The sequence below is a fragment of the Palleronia rufa genome (assembly GCF_000743715.1).
Classification (GTDB): domain Bacteria; phylum Pseudomonadota; class Alphaproteobacteria; order Rhodobacterales; family Rhodobacteraceae; genus Palleronia; species Palleronia rufa.
On sequence record NZ_JQEY01000003.1, the window covers coordinates 65740 to 81448 of the forward strand.

General features: G+C 67.3%; 12 protein-coding genes. 2 read left to right on the forward strand and 10 right to left on the reverse strand.

Features of this window, described 5'->3' with window-relative positions; translation table 11 throughout:
- Nucleotides 1-16: 16 nt before the first annotated feature.
- The 5 genes from KW83_RS06120 to KW83_RS06140 form a co-directional block, all read right to left on the reverse strand.
- On the reverse strand, nt 17-1129 hold the full coding sequence (locus KW83_RS06120) for an ABC transporter ATP-binding protein (protein ID WP_036176218.1): 1113 nt from the start codon (nt 1127-1129) through the stop codon (nt 17-19).
- 12 nt (nt 1130-1141) lie between these two features.
- Nucleotides 1142-2794 carry an alpha-amylase family glycosyl hydrolase gene (locus KW83_RS06125; RefSeq protein ID WP_152563496.1) on the reverse strand — a complete coding sequence of 551 codons (1653 nt, stop codon included), beginning with the start codon at nt 2792-2794 and terminating at the stop codon, nt 1142-1144.
- Nucleotides 2795-2802: 8 nt separating this feature from the next.
- Nucleotides 2803-3954: a carbohydrate ABC transporter permease gene (locus KW83_RS06130; protein ID WP_036176225.1), complete on the reverse strand. Its 1152-nt coding sequence runs from the start codon at nt 3952-3954 to the stop codon at nt 2803-2805.
- Between the two features lie 24 nt (nt 3955-3978).
- On the reverse strand, nt 3979-5181 hold the full coding sequence (locus KW83_RS06135; protein ID WP_235191369.1) for a carbohydrate ABC transporter permease: 1203 nt from the start codon (nt 5179-5181) through the stop codon (nt 3979-3981).
- A gap of 181 nt (nt 5182-5362) precedes the next feature.
- Entirely contained in the window at nt 5363-6730 is a 1368-nt protein-coding gene (locus KW83_RS06140) for an ABC transporter substrate-binding protein (RefSeq protein ID WP_036176226.1), read from the reverse strand.
- Between the two features lie 242 nt (nt 6731-6972).
- Between KW83_RS06140 and KW83_RS06145 the strand changes: the two genes are divergently transcribed.
- Together KW83_RS06145 and KW83_RS06150 are read left to right on the forward strand one after the other, a co-directional pair.
- On the forward strand, nt 6973-8298 hold the full coding sequence (locus KW83_RS06145; RefSeq protein ID WP_036176229.1) for a GH1 family beta-glucosidase: 1326 nt from the start codon (nt 6973-6975) through the stop codon (nt 8296-8298).
- On the forward strand, nt 8295-9245 hold the full coding sequence (locus tag KW83_RS06150; protein ID WP_036176231.1) for a glucokinase: 951 nt from the start codon (nt 8295-8297) through the stop codon (nt 9243-9245). The genes KW83_RS06145 and KW83_RS06150 overlap by 4 nt, the downstream gene beginning before the upstream one ends.
- Before the next feature lie 22 nt (nt 9246-9267).
- On the opposite strand, the gene KW83_RS06155 is transcribed toward KW83_RS06150, so the two are convergent.
- From KW83_RS06155 to KW83_RS06175, 5 genes are read right to left on the reverse strand one after another with little or no spacing between them, the layout of a single operon-like run.
- Nucleotides 9268-9705, reverse strand: coding sequence for a hypothetical protein (locus tag KW83_RS06155; protein WP_036176233.1), 438 nt, complete (start codon nt 9703-9705; stop codon nt 9268-9270).
- Nucleotides 9702-9962, reverse strand: coding sequence for a hypothetical protein (locus tag KW83_RS06160; RefSeq protein ID WP_036176235.1), 261 nt, complete (start codon nt 9960-9962; stop codon nt 9702-9704). The genes KW83_RS06155 and KW83_RS06160 overlap by 4 nt, the downstream gene beginning before the upstream one ends.
- Nucleotides 9963-9995: 33 nt before the next feature.
- Nucleotides 9996-11690 carry an FMN-binding glutamate synthase family protein gene (locus KW83_RS06165; protein ID WP_036176237.1) on the reverse strand — a complete coding sequence of 565 codons (1695 nt, stop codon included), beginning with the start codon at nt 11688-11690 and terminating at the stop codon, nt 9996-9998.
- Nucleotide 11691: 1 nt separating this feature from the next.
- Complete coding sequence (gene gghA / locus KW83_RS06170; RefSeq protein WP_036176240.1) at nt 11692-14055, reverse strand: glucosylglycerol hydrolase; 2364 nt, start codon at nt 14053-14055, stop codon at nt 11692-11694.
- Nucleotides 14056-14067: 12 nt separating this feature from the next.
- The gene (locus KW83_RS06175) at nt 14068-15699 is read right to left on the reverse strand and encodes an alpha-D-glucose phosphate-specific phosphoglucomutase (protein WP_036176243.1); all 1632 of its coding nucleotides are present in this window, start codon (nt 15697-15699) and stop codon (nt 14068-14070) included.
- Nucleotides 15700-15709 lie beyond the last annotated feature (10 nt).

The following is a 15709-nucleotide window of genomic DNA, read 5'->3' on the forward strand; positions in this document are numbered from 1 at the left end:
GGCCGATCGGGGTTTCTCAGCGATAGAGCAGCGAGCGCCCCTCGTGGAACACGTGGACCTTGTCGGGATCGGCGCCCAGCTTCACCTCGCGTCCGCGCAGGTCCTGGTGGACGCCCTGAAGCTTGGCGATCACCGCCGCGTCGCCTTTCTCCAGATCCTCCATCGACGCATCGCCGGTCTCGAAATACAAAAGCGTGACCTCGCCCAGCGCCTCGGTGATGTCCACCTTGCCCTCGAAAATGTAATCGCCGCCGTCGGCCTCGCGGAAATCCTCGGGCCGCACGCCGATCTTCACCTTTGCCCCCTTGTCGGCGTCGGTGGTGGCGTAATGGGACACCGCCGTGCCGCCGCCCTCCATCCTGACCACCGTGCGCTCGCCCGTCTCGACGACCTCTCCGGGCAGCAGGTTCATCGCCGGAGAGCCGATGAACTGGGCCACGAACTCGTTCTCCGGCTTCTCGTAGAGCTGCAGCGGCGTGCCGACCTGGCTGATCCCGCCCCCCGCCAGAACCACGATCCGGCTGGCCAGCGTCATTGCCTCGACCTGGTCGTGGGTGACGTAGACCATGGTGCTCTCGGGCATGTTCTCCTTGAGCTGCGCGATCTCGATCCGGGTCGCCACCCGCAGCGCCGCATCCAGGTTCGACAGCGGCTCATCGAAGAGATACACCTTCGGGTCGCGCACGATGGCCCGGCCGATGGCGACCCGCTGGCGCTGGCCGCCCGACAGCGCCTTGGGCAAGCGGTCGAGATAGGGGTCGAGTTGCAGGATCTTCGCCGCCTTGGTCACCGCGGCGTCGATCTCTTCCTTGCTCTTCTTGGCGATCTTCAGCGCGAAGGCCATGTTGTCGCGCACCGTCATGTGCGGGTAGAGCGCGTAGGACTGGAACACCATGGCGATGCCGCGCTGGCTGGGCGGGACGTTGTTGACCACCCGGCCGTCGATCTCCAGCGTGCCGCCGGTGATCTTCTCCAGCCCCGCGATCATCCGCAGCAGCGTGGACTTGCCGCAGCCCGACGGTCCGACAAAGACGATCAGCTCGCCCTGCTTGATGTCCAGGTTGATGTTCTCCAGCACCTTCACGCTGCCATAGGCCTTTGCCACGTCGGTGAGTTTCAGGTCTGCCATGGTCGTCCTCCCTTATTGGCCCGCGGCCGCGAAAGCGGCCTGCCAGGGCGGTAGAATGATGTCGTTTCCCTCCGTCGCGTGGACGAAGGGGGCGTCGGTCAGGATGGTCCAGCGGCCGTCGGGCAGCGACACGCGCTGTGCGGCATCGGTGAGGTTGAAGGCGCAGAACAGCCGCTCTCCCGCGCCGTCGCGGATCATCGCCAGCACCGCGTCGTCGGCCCGCCGCACGTCGAGCGCGCCCTTGGCCAGGGACGGATGCCGCCTGCGGAAGGCCAGGAACGCGCGGTAGAAGTTCAGCGTCGATCCCGGGTCGCGGTCCTGAAGGCTCACGGCCATGTCGCGGTGCTCCACCGCCACCGGGAGCCAGGGCCGGACGTCCGAGAAGCCGCCGTTCACCCCGGTCGTCCAGGGCATCGGCGTGCGGCATCCGTCGCGGCCCTTGAACTTGGGCCAGAACCTCTTGCCGTAGGGGTCCTGAAGGTCCTCGTAGCGGATGTAGGCCTCCGTCAGCCCAAGCTCTTCGCCCTGGTAGAGACAGATCGTCCCCTTCATGCACATCAGCAGGCCCGCGTAGAGCTTGCGCGCCGGCACGCTCAGATCGAACCGCGTGGGATAGCGCACCACGTCGTGGTTCGAGAACGCCCAGGACGCCCAGCCGTCGGTCACGATCCGGTCGAACCGCTCAAGCACCTCGCGGATGCGGCTGCCCGACGGGAATACCGTCCCCAGGAAATCGAAATCGTAGGCCATGTGCAGCAGGTCGTCCCCGGCGGTGTAGTCGCGCTGGGTTTCCATGCCGCGCTGGCTCTCGCCGACCTCGCCGACGCTGGTGATCGCGGGATATTCCTCCATCACCGCGCGCAGGCGGCGCAGAAAGTCCAGGTTCTCCGGCCGGGTCTTGTCGTAGAGATGGTCCTGAAAATTGTAGGGGTTGACCGCCGGCGCCGTGTTCTCGTTCCGCGCGTCGGCGGCCAGGGGCGGGTTGTCGCGCAGCGCCTTGTCGTGGACGTAGAAGTTGACCGTGTCCAGCCGGAACCCGTCCACTCCCTTGTCGAGCCAGAACCGCGCCACGTCCAGCAGCGCGTCCTGCACGGCGGGACAGTGAAAGTTCAGGTCCGGCTGGGCGGCCAGGAAGTTGTGCATGTAGTACTGCATCCGCGCCCCGTCCCACTCCCACGCGGAGCCGCCGAAGATCGACAGCCAGTTGTTGGGCGGGGAGCCGTCGGGCTTGGGATCGGCCCAGACGTACCAGTCGGCGCGGCCGTTGTCGCGGCTGATGCGGCTTTCCGCGAACCAGGGGTGGCTGGCAGAGGTGTGGCTGAGCACCAGGTCGATCAGCACCTTGAGGTTCAGCGCGTGCGCGCGTTCGACAAGTGCGTCGAAGTCGCGGATCGACCCGAACATCGGGTCCACGTCCCTGTAGTCCGACACGTCGTAGCCGAAATCCAGCATGGGCGAGCGGAAGAACGGAGAGATCCAGATCGCGTCCGCCCCCAGCCGCGCCACATGGTCGAGCCGCTGGATGATCCCCGACAGATCGCCGATGCCGTCGCCGTCGGTATCCTGGAAGGAGCGCGGATAGATCTGGTAGATCACCGCGCCCCGCCACCAGTCGCGATCCACGCCGGGGTCGGCGCGGATCGCGCCGGCCGCCCTGTCGGCCATGGAGTTCATTACTTGACGGACCCTGCCAGCAGGCCGCGCACCAGGAACCGCTGCATGGAGAAGAACACGATCAGCGGCACGGCGATCGACACGAAGGCGGCGGTCGCGAGGATTCCCCAGTCCCCCCCGCGAGAGCCCAGCAGATCGTCGGCGATCTTGACCGTCATCACCTTGGACGCATCGTCGGAGGGCAGGAACACCTTGGCCACCAGCAGGTCGTTCCAGGTCCACAGGAACTGGAAGATCGAGAAGGCGGCCAGGGCCGGCAGGCTCAGCGGCAGGACGATCCTGATGAACAGCTCGAAATCCGTGGCGCCGTCGACCTTGGCGCTTTCGATGATGTCGCGCGGCAGCCCGACCATGTAGTTGCGCAGCAGGTACACCGCCAGCGGCATCCCGAAGGCCGTGTGCGCGAACCAGATGCCCATGAAGCTCTGCCCGATCCCGATCCTGTTGTGCAGGTTCAGCATCGGCACCAGCGCCAGTTGCAGCGGCACCACAAGAAGCCCCACGACCACGGCGATCAGCACGCCGCGTCCGGGAAAGTCCATCCAGGCCAGGGCATAGGCCGCGAAGGCCGCGATCAGGATCGGGATGATGGTGGCCGGGATCGTCACCGTCAGCGTGTTGATGAACGCCCGGTCCATGCCGTCCGATGTCAGCACCTGCTCATAGTTGTCGGTGGTGAAGCTGGGCGGACTCTCGGCCGCGAAATAGACCCTCTGGCCGCGGTCGCCGGGGTCTTCGGGCGTGCGCCATTCGTAGGTGCCGTCGCCGTTCACGACCAGGCTCTCGCCGTCGCCCAGATCTACCGGGGTTCCGGCCTCGAACTCGCCGGGATTGCGCCCCGACGTGCCGAAGGCGACGATCTCTCCGCCGCCGCCCGGAAAATAGCTCTTGGCTTCGGGGTCGTCGTAGATGTTGCCGGTGACGACATAGACGTCACCCTCCTGTGTCGCCTCGGTCCCGGTGCGGCCCCGCGCGGTCAGCTCCACCGCGAAGGGCGCCTGCCACCATCCGCTTTCGGAGATCTGGTCGCGGTCGCGGAAGGACGACACGAACAGCCCGATGGTCGGGATCAGCCACAGCAGAACCAGCGCCAGCACCGACAGATGCGTGGCCCAGGTCAGAGAGGATTTCGTTCCGGCGATGTTATCCATTGCTCGCTCCTGCGGTCGGGCCCATCAGCGTGTCTCCTTGCGCGCTTCGATGATGTTCCAGACCATCACCGGCAGCACCACCAGCATGATGACGAAGGCGATGGCCGTGGCCCGCCCGTCGTCGCGGAACATGAAATCCATCATGTAGCTGGGCAGGATCTCCGTGCCGAAATTGCCGCCCGTCATGGTGTAGACGATGTCGAAGACCTTCAGCACCAGGATGGTGATGGTGGTCCAGACGACCACGATCGTGGCCATGATCTGCGGCACCTTGATCTTGAAGAACAGCTGCCAGGGGTTGGCGCCGTCCAGGATCGCGGCCTCGATGGTCTCTTCGGGGATGCCGCGCAGCGCCGCCGACAGGATCACCATGGCAAAGCCGGTCTGGATCCAGATCAGGATCACCATCAGGAAGAAGTTGTTCCAGAACGGGATCTGCAGCACGTCGATGGGATTGTCGAAGCCGAACATCGCCCGGACCGCGTTGATCAGGCCGATATCGGCGTCGTTGGCATAGACGAACTTCCAGATCAGCGACGCGCCCACGAAGGAGATCGCCATCGGCATGAAGATCAGCGATTTGGCGATATTGCCCCAGGAAAGCTTGTCGGTGAGCTGGGCGACCAGCAGTCCCAGAAAGGTCGAGGCGGCGGGGACCACGATGGCCCACAGGAAGTTGTTGAAGAAAGAGATCCGGAAATCCGGCGACTGGGCCAGCGACACGTAGTTGCCGAAGCCCACGAAATCGTTCGGATTGCGCCCGAAGAGAGAGCGCCAGAACGATCCCACAACCGGATAGACCAGATAGAGCCCCAGGACGAAGATCGCCGGAAACAGAAACAGCCACGGCCGCACCGCGTTGGCGCGGTTGATGTTATCGCCGACCGACGATCCCTTTGCGGGAAACAGCGTATTGAATGCCTTGAACAGAAGAAAAGTCGCCACCAAAAAAACGGCCACTGCCAGCAGAGCACTGATGGTCGACACATCCGATAGTGCTAGGAAACCGATTCCCAATGCGCCGAATACCGTTGGGCCAACGTAAAGGAAAAAGAGCAACCCCAGAGGAATGATGAGACAGATAATGGCTCCGACAAGACGTCGCGATGGCGTCTCCTTGGCCGGAAAGATGACCTTGTCGAGCGCCAGGTTGGACAGGTAGAAATAGCCCACGCATCCCCCCACGCCGATCAGGATCGTGATCAGGCCCTGCACGATGATCGGCATCGCTATCCCCCCGTTTTTGTTTTGACCGCCCACCGGCCATGCGGCCGGGACGCGTTTCGGTCAGTTTGCGCTAACCCGCCGGAAAAGCAATCCCTGCCGCGGCGCGCCGGACCGAAGGCCGGACCGGGACGCAGACGGCCACGGGGGCGCCGGTCGCGCCGCGCCCCCTGCCCGTGGCGGATCAGTTCTTCAGCGCGTCCCAGCGGCTCTGAATGGCCTGGGCCGCCGTCTCCGCGTCGATGGAGCCGGTGGTGAACTCCACCATCTGCGTCCAGAACGCGCCCGCGCCGATTTCGCCGGGCATCAGGTCGGACCCGTCGAACCGGAACGTGGTCGCGTCCAGCAGGATGTCGTTCGCCCCCCGTGCGGCATCCGACGCGAACACATCGGGGTTGATGCCGGTGTGCGGGGTCAGAAGTCCGCCCTGCGCCGCCCAGATCTCATGGGAAAGCGGCGTCTTCAGGAATTCGATGAAGCCGCGGGCGGCCTCGCTGTCCTTGGTGATCGCGAAAAGCGTTCCGCCGCCCAGAACGGGCTGGCCCAGGTCGCCTTCGGCGGGGGCCGGGAAGTAGAAGAAATCCACGTCCTCGCCGACCACCGTGCCTTCGGGAAAGAAGGTCGGGATGAAGGTCGCCTGGTGGTGCATGTAGCATTCCGGCGGGAATTCGAAGAGACCGCCGGGACTGTCGCGGAAGTCGGTCGTCGCCGCCGCCTCGCGGCCGCCGTTCACATAGCCGTCCTGCAGGAACCAGCCGTATTCGTTGATCGCGTTGACCACCTTGGGATCGTCGAAGGGCAGCTCGTTGGTGGTCCAGGCGTCGTATTCCTCCGGGGTGACGGTGCGCAGCATCAGATCCTCCACCCAGTCGGTGGCGGGCCAGCCCGTCGCCGCGCCGGATCCCAGCCCGATGCACCAGGGCGTCACCCCGTCCGCGGCCATCTGCTCGGTCAGCGACTTGAGGTCCTCATAGGTCTCCGGCACCTCGTAGCCGGCTTCCTCGAACTGCTCGGGCACGTACCAGACCAGCGACTTCACGTCGATCTTGTAGGGGAACGCATAGAGCGCCTCCTCGCCCTCCGGTCCCTCGAAGGTCGCCAGATCCACCCAGGAGTCGCCGGCCGCGTAATTCTCCGCGATCCAGTCGGAGGTGCCTTCGGCCATCGGCTCGATGGCCCCGCGGGACGCGAGGTCGGCCAAGAGGCCCGGCTGCGGGAAGACGGCGATGTTGGGGGCCGAGTTCGCCTCCGTCGAGATCACGATATCCTGCTCGAAACTGTCCGAGCCGGAGTAGTTCACCGTCGCGCCCGTCGCGTCCTCGAAATAGGCGATCACGCTGTCCACCAGCTCGGCGTCGCTGCCCGTCCACGGGCCGGTGATGTCGATGCTCTGGCCGGAATAGTCGTTCTCGGAGGCGAACTGCTCCAGGCTGTCCCAGCTGAACGCGCCCTCGCCCTTGGGGAACACGAGGTCCTGGGCCTGGGCGGACCCTGCCCCCAGCGCCAGGATGGCCACGCCGGCGTATAGCGATTGGTTGCGGTGAAGTTTCATGCGGTCTCTCTCCCATTGGCGGCGCGGTGTCTCCGCGCCTGTTTCGCGGTCCCGGGTTCGGCTGGCGCCGCCCGGACATCTCCCTAAGGCTCCACAAACCGAAGCTAGGAGTCAAACCCCCAAGCGCCAACTGAAATCTGACCCCGCCCTGCAACCGCGCCCGGCGCTCCGGCGGGCCGACGGCGTTTTGACGCGGGGGGGGCGCCGCCATATGTTGCCCTCTGGCACGCAAAGGACGCTCCATGCTCAAACTGACCCGCGCAGACTTTCCCGAAGGCTTCCTGTTCGGGGCGGCCACGTCCTCCTACCAGATCGAGGGCCACGCCCAGGGCGGCGCCGGCCGCACCCACTGGGACGATTTCGCCGACACGCCCGGCAATGTCGCGGGCGCGCAGAACGGGGCCATCGCCTGCGACCACCTGAACCGCTGGGAAGCGGACCTGGACCTGCTCCGCGACGGCAATTTCGACGTCTACCGCTTCTCGACCTCCTGGGCGCGGGTCATGCCGGAGGGGCGCGGGGCGGCGAACCCCGAAGGGCTCGACTTCTACGACCGTCTGGTGGACGGGCTGCTGGACCGCGGCCTGAAACCCGCCGCCACGCTCTACCACTGGGAACTGCCCTCTGCCCTGGCGGACCTCGGCGGCTGGCGCAACCGCGACATCGCCGGCTGGTTCGCGGATTTCACCCATACGATCATGTCGCGGATCGGCGACCGGCTCTGGTCCGCCGCCCCCATCAACGAGCCGTGGTGCGTCGGCTTCATGAGCCACTTCATGGGCCAGCACGCGCCCGGCCTGCGCGACATCCGCGCCACCGCGCGGGCCATGCACCACGTGCTGCTGGCCCATGGCCGCGCGACGGAAGTGATGCGGGATCTGGGCATGTCCAACCTGGGGGCGGTGTGCAACTTCGAATACGCCGTTCCCGCCGATGCCGGCCCCGAGGCCAAGAAGGCCGCGGCCACCTACGACGGCTATTACAACCGCTTCTTTCTGTCGGGGCTGATGAACCGCACCTATCCCGACGACGTGCTGGAGGGGCTCGGCCCCCACATGCCCGCCAACTGGCAGGACGACATGGACCTGATCGGCCAGAGGCTCGACTGGCTGGGGCTGAACTACTACACGCGCAAGCTGATCGCCGCCGCCCCCGGCCCCTGGCCCGGACTGGAGGAGGTGCCCGGCCCCCTGCCCAAGACCCAGGTGGGATGGGAGATCTATCCCGAAGGGCTCTACGCCTTTCTCAAGCGGGTCCACGACGGCTACACCCGCGGCCTGCCCCTCTACGTGACGGAAAACGGCATGGCCTGGGACGACCGGCTGGTGAACGGCGCGGTCCGGGACGACCGCCGCGTGGCCTATCTCGACGCGCATCTGGCCCAGGTCGCCCGCGCCGCGGCGGACGGCGTGCCGGTCAAGGGCTATTTCACCTGGTCGCTGCTGGACAATTACGAATGGAACGTCGGCTACGACCCGCGCTTCGGCATCGTCCACGTGGATTACGCGACGCAGGCCCGCACGCCGAAATCCTCTTATCTGGCGCTGCAGCGGGCGCTGGCACGGTGAGTCTGGTCCTGGTCTCGGACGTCGGCGGAACCAACACCCGCGTGGCGCTGGCAGAAGGCGGCACCGTGCGCCCCGCCACGATCGCGCGGTTCCGCAACCGCGACTACACCGGCCTGGCCCCGATCTACGCGGCCTATCTGGCCGGCCAGGGCGATCCCGCCTGCGACGGCGCCTGCATCGCCATGGCCGGTCCGGTGATGGACGGGGCCGGAAAGCTGACCAACCTGGACTGGAGCTTCGACCGGGACGCGCTGGCGGCCTGCACCGGGGCGCCCGTGACGGCGATCCTGAACGACCTCCAGGCCCAGGGCCACGCCGTTCCCGTCCTGCCGCGCGAGAGCCTGGTAGAGATCATCCCCGGGCCCGGCCCCGCCAGCCATACCGCGCAGCTGGTGATCGGCGTCGGCACCGGGTTCAACTCCGTGCCGGTGTTCCGCACCGAGACCGGCGAATACGTGCCGCCCTGCGAAAGCGGCCACATCACCTTTCCGCAGCTGTCGCCCGACGACGCGTCGCTGGCCCGCTACGTGGCGCGCGGCCACGGCTTTCCAGAGGTAGAGGACGTGCTGTCGGGCCGCGGCCTGGAACATGTCTACGCCTGGGCCAGCGGCGCGGACGTGGCAAGAAGCTCGGCCGAGATCATGGCCGCCATCGCCGCCGGAACGGATGCGGTGGCGCTCCGCGCGGCGGATGCCTTCTGCCGCGCGCTGGGACGGGTGGCCGGGGATCTGGCCCTGACCCACCTGCCCTTCGGCGGCGTGTTCCTGGTCGGCGGCATGTCGGCGGCGATGCGCCCCTACCTCGCGCGCCACGGCTTTGATGAGGCGTTCCGCGCCAAGGGCCGGTTTTCCGGCTTCATGTCCCGCTTCGCGGTCTGGTCCGTCGCGGACGACGACGCCGCCCTCACCGGCTGCGCCCGCCACGCCAAGGGTCTGCTGAACGGATGACGCGGGACCGGGCCGGCGGCGCTCAGCCGAAGAACAGGGCCGGGACGAAATCCGCCGTCAGGATCCAGAAGAACCGTAGCACCACCGGGGCGAAGATCAGAACATAGGCCGCGACGAACAGGATCGTGGTCGCCTGGCGGGCGCCTTCGCGCGACTGGTCGTCCGCCAGAAAGCGCCGTTCCTCCAGATCGCGCCGCTCTGCCTCGCGGTACGCGTCGATCCGCGCGGGCTCGTCCAGATCGCGCAGCGCATCCCGGTCGATCCGGTACGGAACCGGCCCGCCCCTCAGGACGGCAAAGAGCTGATCCGCCTCGGACAGATAGGTCTCTGCCATCGTCCGCCGCCCGCGGGAGGCATGCTCCCGCGACAGGCTCAGCGCCAGTTCGGCATCGCGCAGCGCCTCGTCCCGCGACACCCGGGCCGGCGCCGCCACGGAGACGATCACCCGGCCAAGGATCACAGCCCGATGCCGACATAAAAGGACAGGAACGTGGCGCGATTGGCCGCGACCCAGTCGAGGACCGGCGTCCAGTAGGCCGACACCAGCTCCGCGCTGTCCCAAAGCCGCGTCTCGGCGCGTTCGAGACCCTTTTCGATCCGGGTCGCCGCGTCGAGCAGCGCGTTGAAGAGGCCGATCACGAACGGCAGCACGGCGAAGAACACCGAAAGCCGTCCCAGCGGCCCCTCGGCATGGGTCCGAAGGGCCGTCCAGCCCATCGCGTTCAGCCTCCGCGCACCCAACCCGGGCGCCTATTCCGCCGCGCGTACGGAGCGTGAGGCGTCGGCCTTGGTCTGGGTGCGGCCGTCGGGCTCTGGCGGCTTGAAGCTGCTGGCGCTGGCGCGGTTCCAGCGGCGGCGGAACACCTCGTCGTCGAACTCCATGTCGCGGACCAGGAACCCGATGGGCATGTACTGCCAGACGTCGGAGGCCTCGACCATGTCGCCGTCCCCCTCGCGCTTCATGAAGTGATAGGGCAGGAAGTCGCGCGGATCGCTCAGGCCCGCCGCGCCGGTCATCTCGGCCAGGGCGCGCATGGTGTTGCGGTGGAAGTTGGCCACCCGCGGCGCCTTTTCCGGCACCACCAGCGCGCGCTGGCGCAGCGGATCCTGCGTCGTCACCCCAACCGGGCAATGGTTGGTGTGGCAGGCCTGGGCCTGGATGCACCCGACCGAGAACATGAACCCGCGGGCGGAGTTGCACCAGTCCGCGCCCAGCGCGAAGGCCCGCGCGATGTCGAAGGCATGGATCAGCTTGCCGCTGGCCCCCAGCCGGATCCGGTCGCGCACATCCGCCCCGCGCAGCACGTTGTGCACGAAGGTCAGCCCTTCGGTCAGGGGCATTCCGACGTGGTTGGAAAACTCCAGCGGCGCGGCTCCGGTGCCGCCTTCGGTTCCGTCCACGACGATGAAGTCCGGATAGATGTCGGTCTCGATCATCGCCTTGACAATGCACATGAATTCCCGCCGGTGGCCGATGCAGAGCTTGAAGCCCACCGGCTTTCCGCCGGACAGGTCGCGCAGCTCGGCGATGAACGCGCACAGCTCCAGCGGGGTGGAGAACTGCGAATGGCCGGCGGGCGACACGCAGTCCTCTCCCATCGGCACGCCGCGGGCCTCGGCGATCTCCTCGGTGATCTTGGCGGCGGGCAGCATGCCCCCGTGGCCGGGCTTGGCGCCCTGGCTCAGCTTGATCTCGATCATCTTGACCTGGGGATCCTGGGACTGGGACGCGAACAGCCCCGGGTCGAAGCCGCCCCCCTCGGCCCGGCAGCCGAAATAGCCCGATCCGATCTCCCAGATCAGGTCGCCGCCGTTGCGGTGGTATTTGGAAATCCCGCCCTCTCCGGTGTCATGGGCGAACCCGCCCATCTTGGCGCCCTTGTTCATGGCCTCGATCGCGGCGCCCGACAGCGACCCGAAGGACATGGCGGAGATGTTGTAGAGCGACGCGTCATAGGGCTGCTTGCAGTCCCGCCCGCCGATGCGGACGCGGAAATCGTGCCGGTCCAGATGCGTGGGGTTGATCGAATGGGTCATCCACGAATAGCCGCCCTCGTAGACCTTCTTCTTGGTGCCGAAGGGGCGCACCCCCTCCTGGTTCTTCGAGCGCTGGTAGACGATCGAGCGGTCCTCTCGGCTGAACGGCTCCTCGTCGCTGTCGGCCTCGAAGAAATACTGCCGGATCTCCGGGCGGATCTTTTCGAAGAAGAACCGGATATGGCCCAGAACCGGATAGTTGCGCAGGATCGCGTGGTCGCGCTGCGCGAGGTCGCGCAGACCCGTGGCCGTCAGCCCCAGCGCGACCAGCGCCAAGAGCCACCACCATCCGCCCGCCCAGAGCGCTGCGCCCAGGAACACCAGCGCCGCCAGCGCCGCCACCCCCAGCCCCAGGAACCGGTCCAGCGGTCCGACCCGGTCCGGATCGTAGCCAAATCGCTCCAGCATCTCAGCTCCTTTCGAATACGAGTCCCATGGAATCGCGCAGCACGATCGGACCCGAGACGTAGTCGTCGCCGATTCCCGGCGTGCGCAGTATACACCGCCAGCCGCTGCCTTTCAGCCCCGGTATCTTCAGGCGCAGCGGATCGAACTCCTCGGACGCGCCGCCCTCCATGTGGGTGATCGCGTAGATCTCGCTTCCGGGGCCCTTACGGTAGCTGGTGAAGATCGTCCGCCCCTCCACGGGCTGCATGTAGTCGAAGTGATCCTGCGGCCCAAGGTTGTGCCGCAGCCACGGGTTGTTGCGGCGGAAGGACCGCAGATCCAGCATGAACCGCGTCTGCACCGGGTTCAGCGCAGAGGTGGAATTGGCGACGTTGCAATATTCGTGCATGTCGTCCATCCAGGCCCGCGCGATGGTCTTGAGGTCCAGGACAGAGAACGTGCCCGGACCGGCCAGCGGCGGCTCCACCCCGTTCAAGAGCCGCACGATATGGTCCAGATCGTAATCCGTGACCTCCACCAGCGCGGGCAGGAAGTCGAAGAACCGCGCCAGTTCCTCGCGGGTGCGGAACCCAAGCTCCTTGAGCCTGCGGAAGTTGCCCGGCACCGAATAGCGGTATTCGTCCACCTGCCATTTCAGGCTGATCGCCTCTTCGGCCACGACCTTGACGCCGTACTGGTCGTCCTGGTTGCGGATGAAGCCCCAGTTGGCCCGCGCCGTCGCGTTCAGGAAATCCATCGGCACGCCGGGCAGGGCCGCATAGGTCAGCATCGACACCGCGGGGTTGTCGTAGGCTTTCTCCAGGATCTCCATCCGCGTCTCGCCCAGGCGGGTGTTGATGTTCAGCTTGGGGTTGACCTGGGTGCCGCGCCGCAGCGTGTCGTGGTTCGCGGTGCCCGAGATCCAGTGCGATCCGCAGGCCAGGATCTCCTTGATGCGCCACCATTTCGACAGCCAGTAGCCGTAGATGAACGGCGTGTTGTGCGCGAAGGTCAGCGGCCCCCACTGGAACACGTCGCCGTCGGTCTGCGCGTCGATCACCGCGCGGTAGGTGGACGACAGCTCCCAGTCCTCTTGCGGCCAGGGGCGGCCGTCCTCGAACACGAACCAGGGGCGGTAGCGGGTGCCCGCCACCTCCTGCACGATGTCGGACATGGATTGCAGGAACTCGTCGTCGTGCTTCATCTCCTGGGCCTGGGGGTCCCACCACTTGAAGTCCTGCGCCCCGTCCACGCGCACCCCGTCGGCGCCGAAATTCACCTTGCGGCGCTGCATCTCCAGCAGGATCGCGCGCACGGCGGGGTTCCGGTAGTCCATGTTCTGGCCGTACATGTTCGGCCCGGCGAAGAAGTGGCTGTTGAGCGCGCCCAGCCCCTGGTTGTCCGAATGGCCATAGACCACGTCGAAGACCAGCATCTTGGGACGGGACGGAAAATTGTGCAGCGCGGCGGCGAAGTCCGACAGCTCGTCGGGGCGGCAGGATTCCAGCAGCGCCGGGTTCACCGTGCCCATGCCGCTGATCACCACGTCATAGCCCCAGTTGGTCGTGTCGGGCCGGGTCAGCTCGACCTCCAGCCGGTCGTCGCCCATGTCGGTCTCGGCCCAGAAGCCGGGGCCTTTCTCATAGACCGTGGTCGGCTCGACGGGCAGCAGCTGCACCGCGTCGTAGCCCAGGTAGATCTCGTCCATCGGGTCGATGGGCAGGTTCTGGCGCAGCCGCTCGGACAGCCGCTCGAACTGGCGGGTCAGGCTGGCGAGCGTGCCGCCGGCGGTCGCCGTGGGGACATGGATCTGCAGGATGTTGGTGGGCGGGCCGAACTTGTGCGGCGCGTCGCCCGCGAACCCCTGCCAGTAGTCCTTGTCCCGGCGCCCGGCCCGGAGCCGGGCCAGATCGTAGAGCTCTGCCGGGGCGAAGGCGCCAAAGGGCAGCGACATGGCCAGCGGGTCCAGGATCCGGTGCCAGTCGTCGTTCTGGTCGCGCCAGACGAGCGCGTAGAAATCGCCGCCCTCCTCGCGCGATCCCGCGCGCATCCCGGTGGCCACCGCGAAGGTATGCGCCTCGTAGCGCGCGACGGGCAGGTAGATCCGCTCGAAATCGACGCGCTGGTGCGCCCGGGTCAGGTCCAGCGGACCGGCGGGCGACAGCACCTCCAGGAACACGTCGCCGTCGGGGATGCGCGCGTCCAGAAGCTCGGGCGTCCAGAACCCGAATGTGGCCGCGTCGCCATCCACCTGTCCGCCCAGACGGCGGGCGATGGCCTGGTGCGCGTCGAATGCCGTCTCGGCGGTGTTCAGCGCCTTGCGGCAGGCCGCTGCAAGCCCCTCCGCCCGGTCCATGTCGGCAAAGACGCGGTCCTTCAAAGTCATGTCGGTCCTTTCTCAGGCGCGCACGTCGGGTTCGGTGCGCCCCGTATGGTGTTCGATCCGCGCCAGCTCATGGGCGGCGCGGGCGACGTCGGCCAGGGCGTCCTGCACGTCCCGCCCGAACGTGGCGGGGTCGTCGCTGCGGTCCTCCAGATAGACGCGCAGCGTCGCGCCCTGGGTGCCGGTGCCCGACAGGCGCAGCACGATCCGCCCGCCGCCCTCCAGGTAGAGCCGGATGCCCTGCCGCTCGGCGACCGAGCCGTCCACCGGGTCGGTATAGGCGAACTCGTCGGCGGCTTCGACCCTGCGCCCGGCGGCTTGCGTGCCGGGTAGCCCGTCCATCCGACCGCGCAGGTCGTCCATCAGCGCCTCGGCCTTTTCGGTCTCGATCGCCTCGAAATCGTGGCGGGTGTAGAAGTTGCGCCCGAACTCCCGCCAGTGGTCGGCCATCAGTTCCGGCACGCCCTTGCCCGTGCCCGCCAGGATGTTGAGCCACAAGAGCACCGCCCAGAGGCCGTCCTTTTCGCGCACATGGTCGGATCCGGTGCCGGCGCTCTCCTCGCCGCAGAGGGTGATCCGCCCGTCGTCCAAGAGGTTGCCGAAGAACTTCCAGCCCGTCGGCGTCTCATAGCAGTCGAGCCCGCGGGCCTTCGCCACCGCGTCCAGCGCGCGGCTGGTCGGCATGGACCGGGCGACGCCCTTCAGCCCGCCCGCATAGCCCGGCGCATGGGTCGCGTTGGCCGCCAGGACCGCGACGCTGTCCGACGGCGCCACATACATCCCCGGACCCATGATCATGTTGCGGTCCCCGTCCCCGTCCGACGCGGCGCCGAAATCGGGCGGGTCGTCCCCGTGCATCGCCGCCATCAGATCCCTGGCCCAGACCGGGTTCGGGTCCGGATGGCCGCCGCCGAAATCGGGTTTCGGCCGGGCGTTGATGACGCTGCCCGGCGCCGCGCCCAGCCGCCGCTCCAGGATCTCGGTCGCATAGGGGCCGGTCACCGCGTGCATGGCGTCAAAGACCACCCGGAACCCGCCCGCCAGCAGGTCCCCGATCGCGTCGAAATCGAACAGCTCCTCCATCAGCGCGGCGTAATCGGCCACCGGGTCCACGACCTCCACCGCCATGTCGCCCAGGTCGCGCGTGCCCGGCGACGACAGGTCCACGTCCTGCGCCTCCAGGATGTGATACGCCTCGATCGCCCTGGTCGCCGCGTAGATCCGTCCCGTCACGTCCTCGGCCGCGGGGCCGCCGTTGGGGGTGTTGAACTTGACGCCGAAATCCTCGTCCGGGCCGCCGGGGTTGTGGCTGGCCGACAGGATGATCCCGCCGTCGGTCCCGCGCGCGCGGATCAGGTGCGATGCGGCCGGCGTGGACAGCAGCGCCCCCTGTCCGACGATCACCCTGGCCGCCCCGCCGGCGGCGGCCATGCGCAGGATCACCTGCGCCGCGCGGTCGCCGAAATAGCGCCCGTCGCCGCCCAGCACCAGCACCTTGCCCGCCACCCCGCCGATCCCGTCCCAGATGCTCTGGACGAAATTCTCCAGGTAATGCGGCTCCATGAAGGTGCGGGTCTTTTTCCGCAGCCCGCTGGTGCCGGGTTTCTGGCCCTCGATGGGCCTTGTCTGGATCGTCAGGCGTTCCATGGAATATGTC

Bases quoted from the DNA above. Each gene is read 5' to 3' on its own strand.
- KW83_RS06130 (WP_036176225.1), bottom strand. From the start codon at position 3,954: ATGGATAACATCGCCGGAACGAAATCCTCTCTGACCTGGGCCACGCAT.
- KW83_RS06175 (WP_036176243.1), bottom strand. From the start codon at position 15,699: ATGGAACGCCTGACGATCCAGACAAGGCCCATCGAGGGCCAGAAACCC.
- KW83_RS06160 (WP_036176235.1), bottom strand. From the start codon at position 9,962: ATGGGCTGGACGGCCCTTCGGACCCATGCCGAGGGGCCGCTGGGACGG.
- gghA (WP_036176240.1), bottom strand. From the start codon at position 14,055: ATGACTTTGAAGGACCGCGTCTTTGCCGACATGGACCGGGCGGAGGGG.
- KW83_RS06165 (WP_036176237.1), bottom strand. From the start codon at position 11,690: ATGCTGGAGCGATTTGGCTACGATCCGGACCGGGTCGGACCGCTGGAC.
- KW83_RS06135 (WP_235191369.1), bottom strand. From the start codon at position 5,181: ATGCCGATCATCGTGCAGGGCCTGATCACGATCCTGATCGGCGTGGGG.
- KW83_RS06125 (WP_152563496.1), bottom strand. From the start codon at position 2,794: ATGGCCGACAGGGCGGCCGGCGCGATCCGCGCCGACCCCGGCGTGGAT.
- KW83_RS06145 (WP_036176229.1), top strand. From the start codon at position 6,973: ATGCTCAAACTGACCCGCGCAGACTTTCCCGAAGGCTTCCTGTTCGGG.
- KW83_RS06140 (WP_036176226.1), bottom strand. From the start codon at position 6,730: ATGAAACTTCACCGCAACCAATCGCTATACGCCGGCGTGGCCATCCTG.
- KW83_RS06120 (WP_036176218.1), bottom strand. From the start codon at position 1,129: ATGGCAGACCTGAAACTCACCGACGTGGCAAAGGCCTATGGCAGCGTG.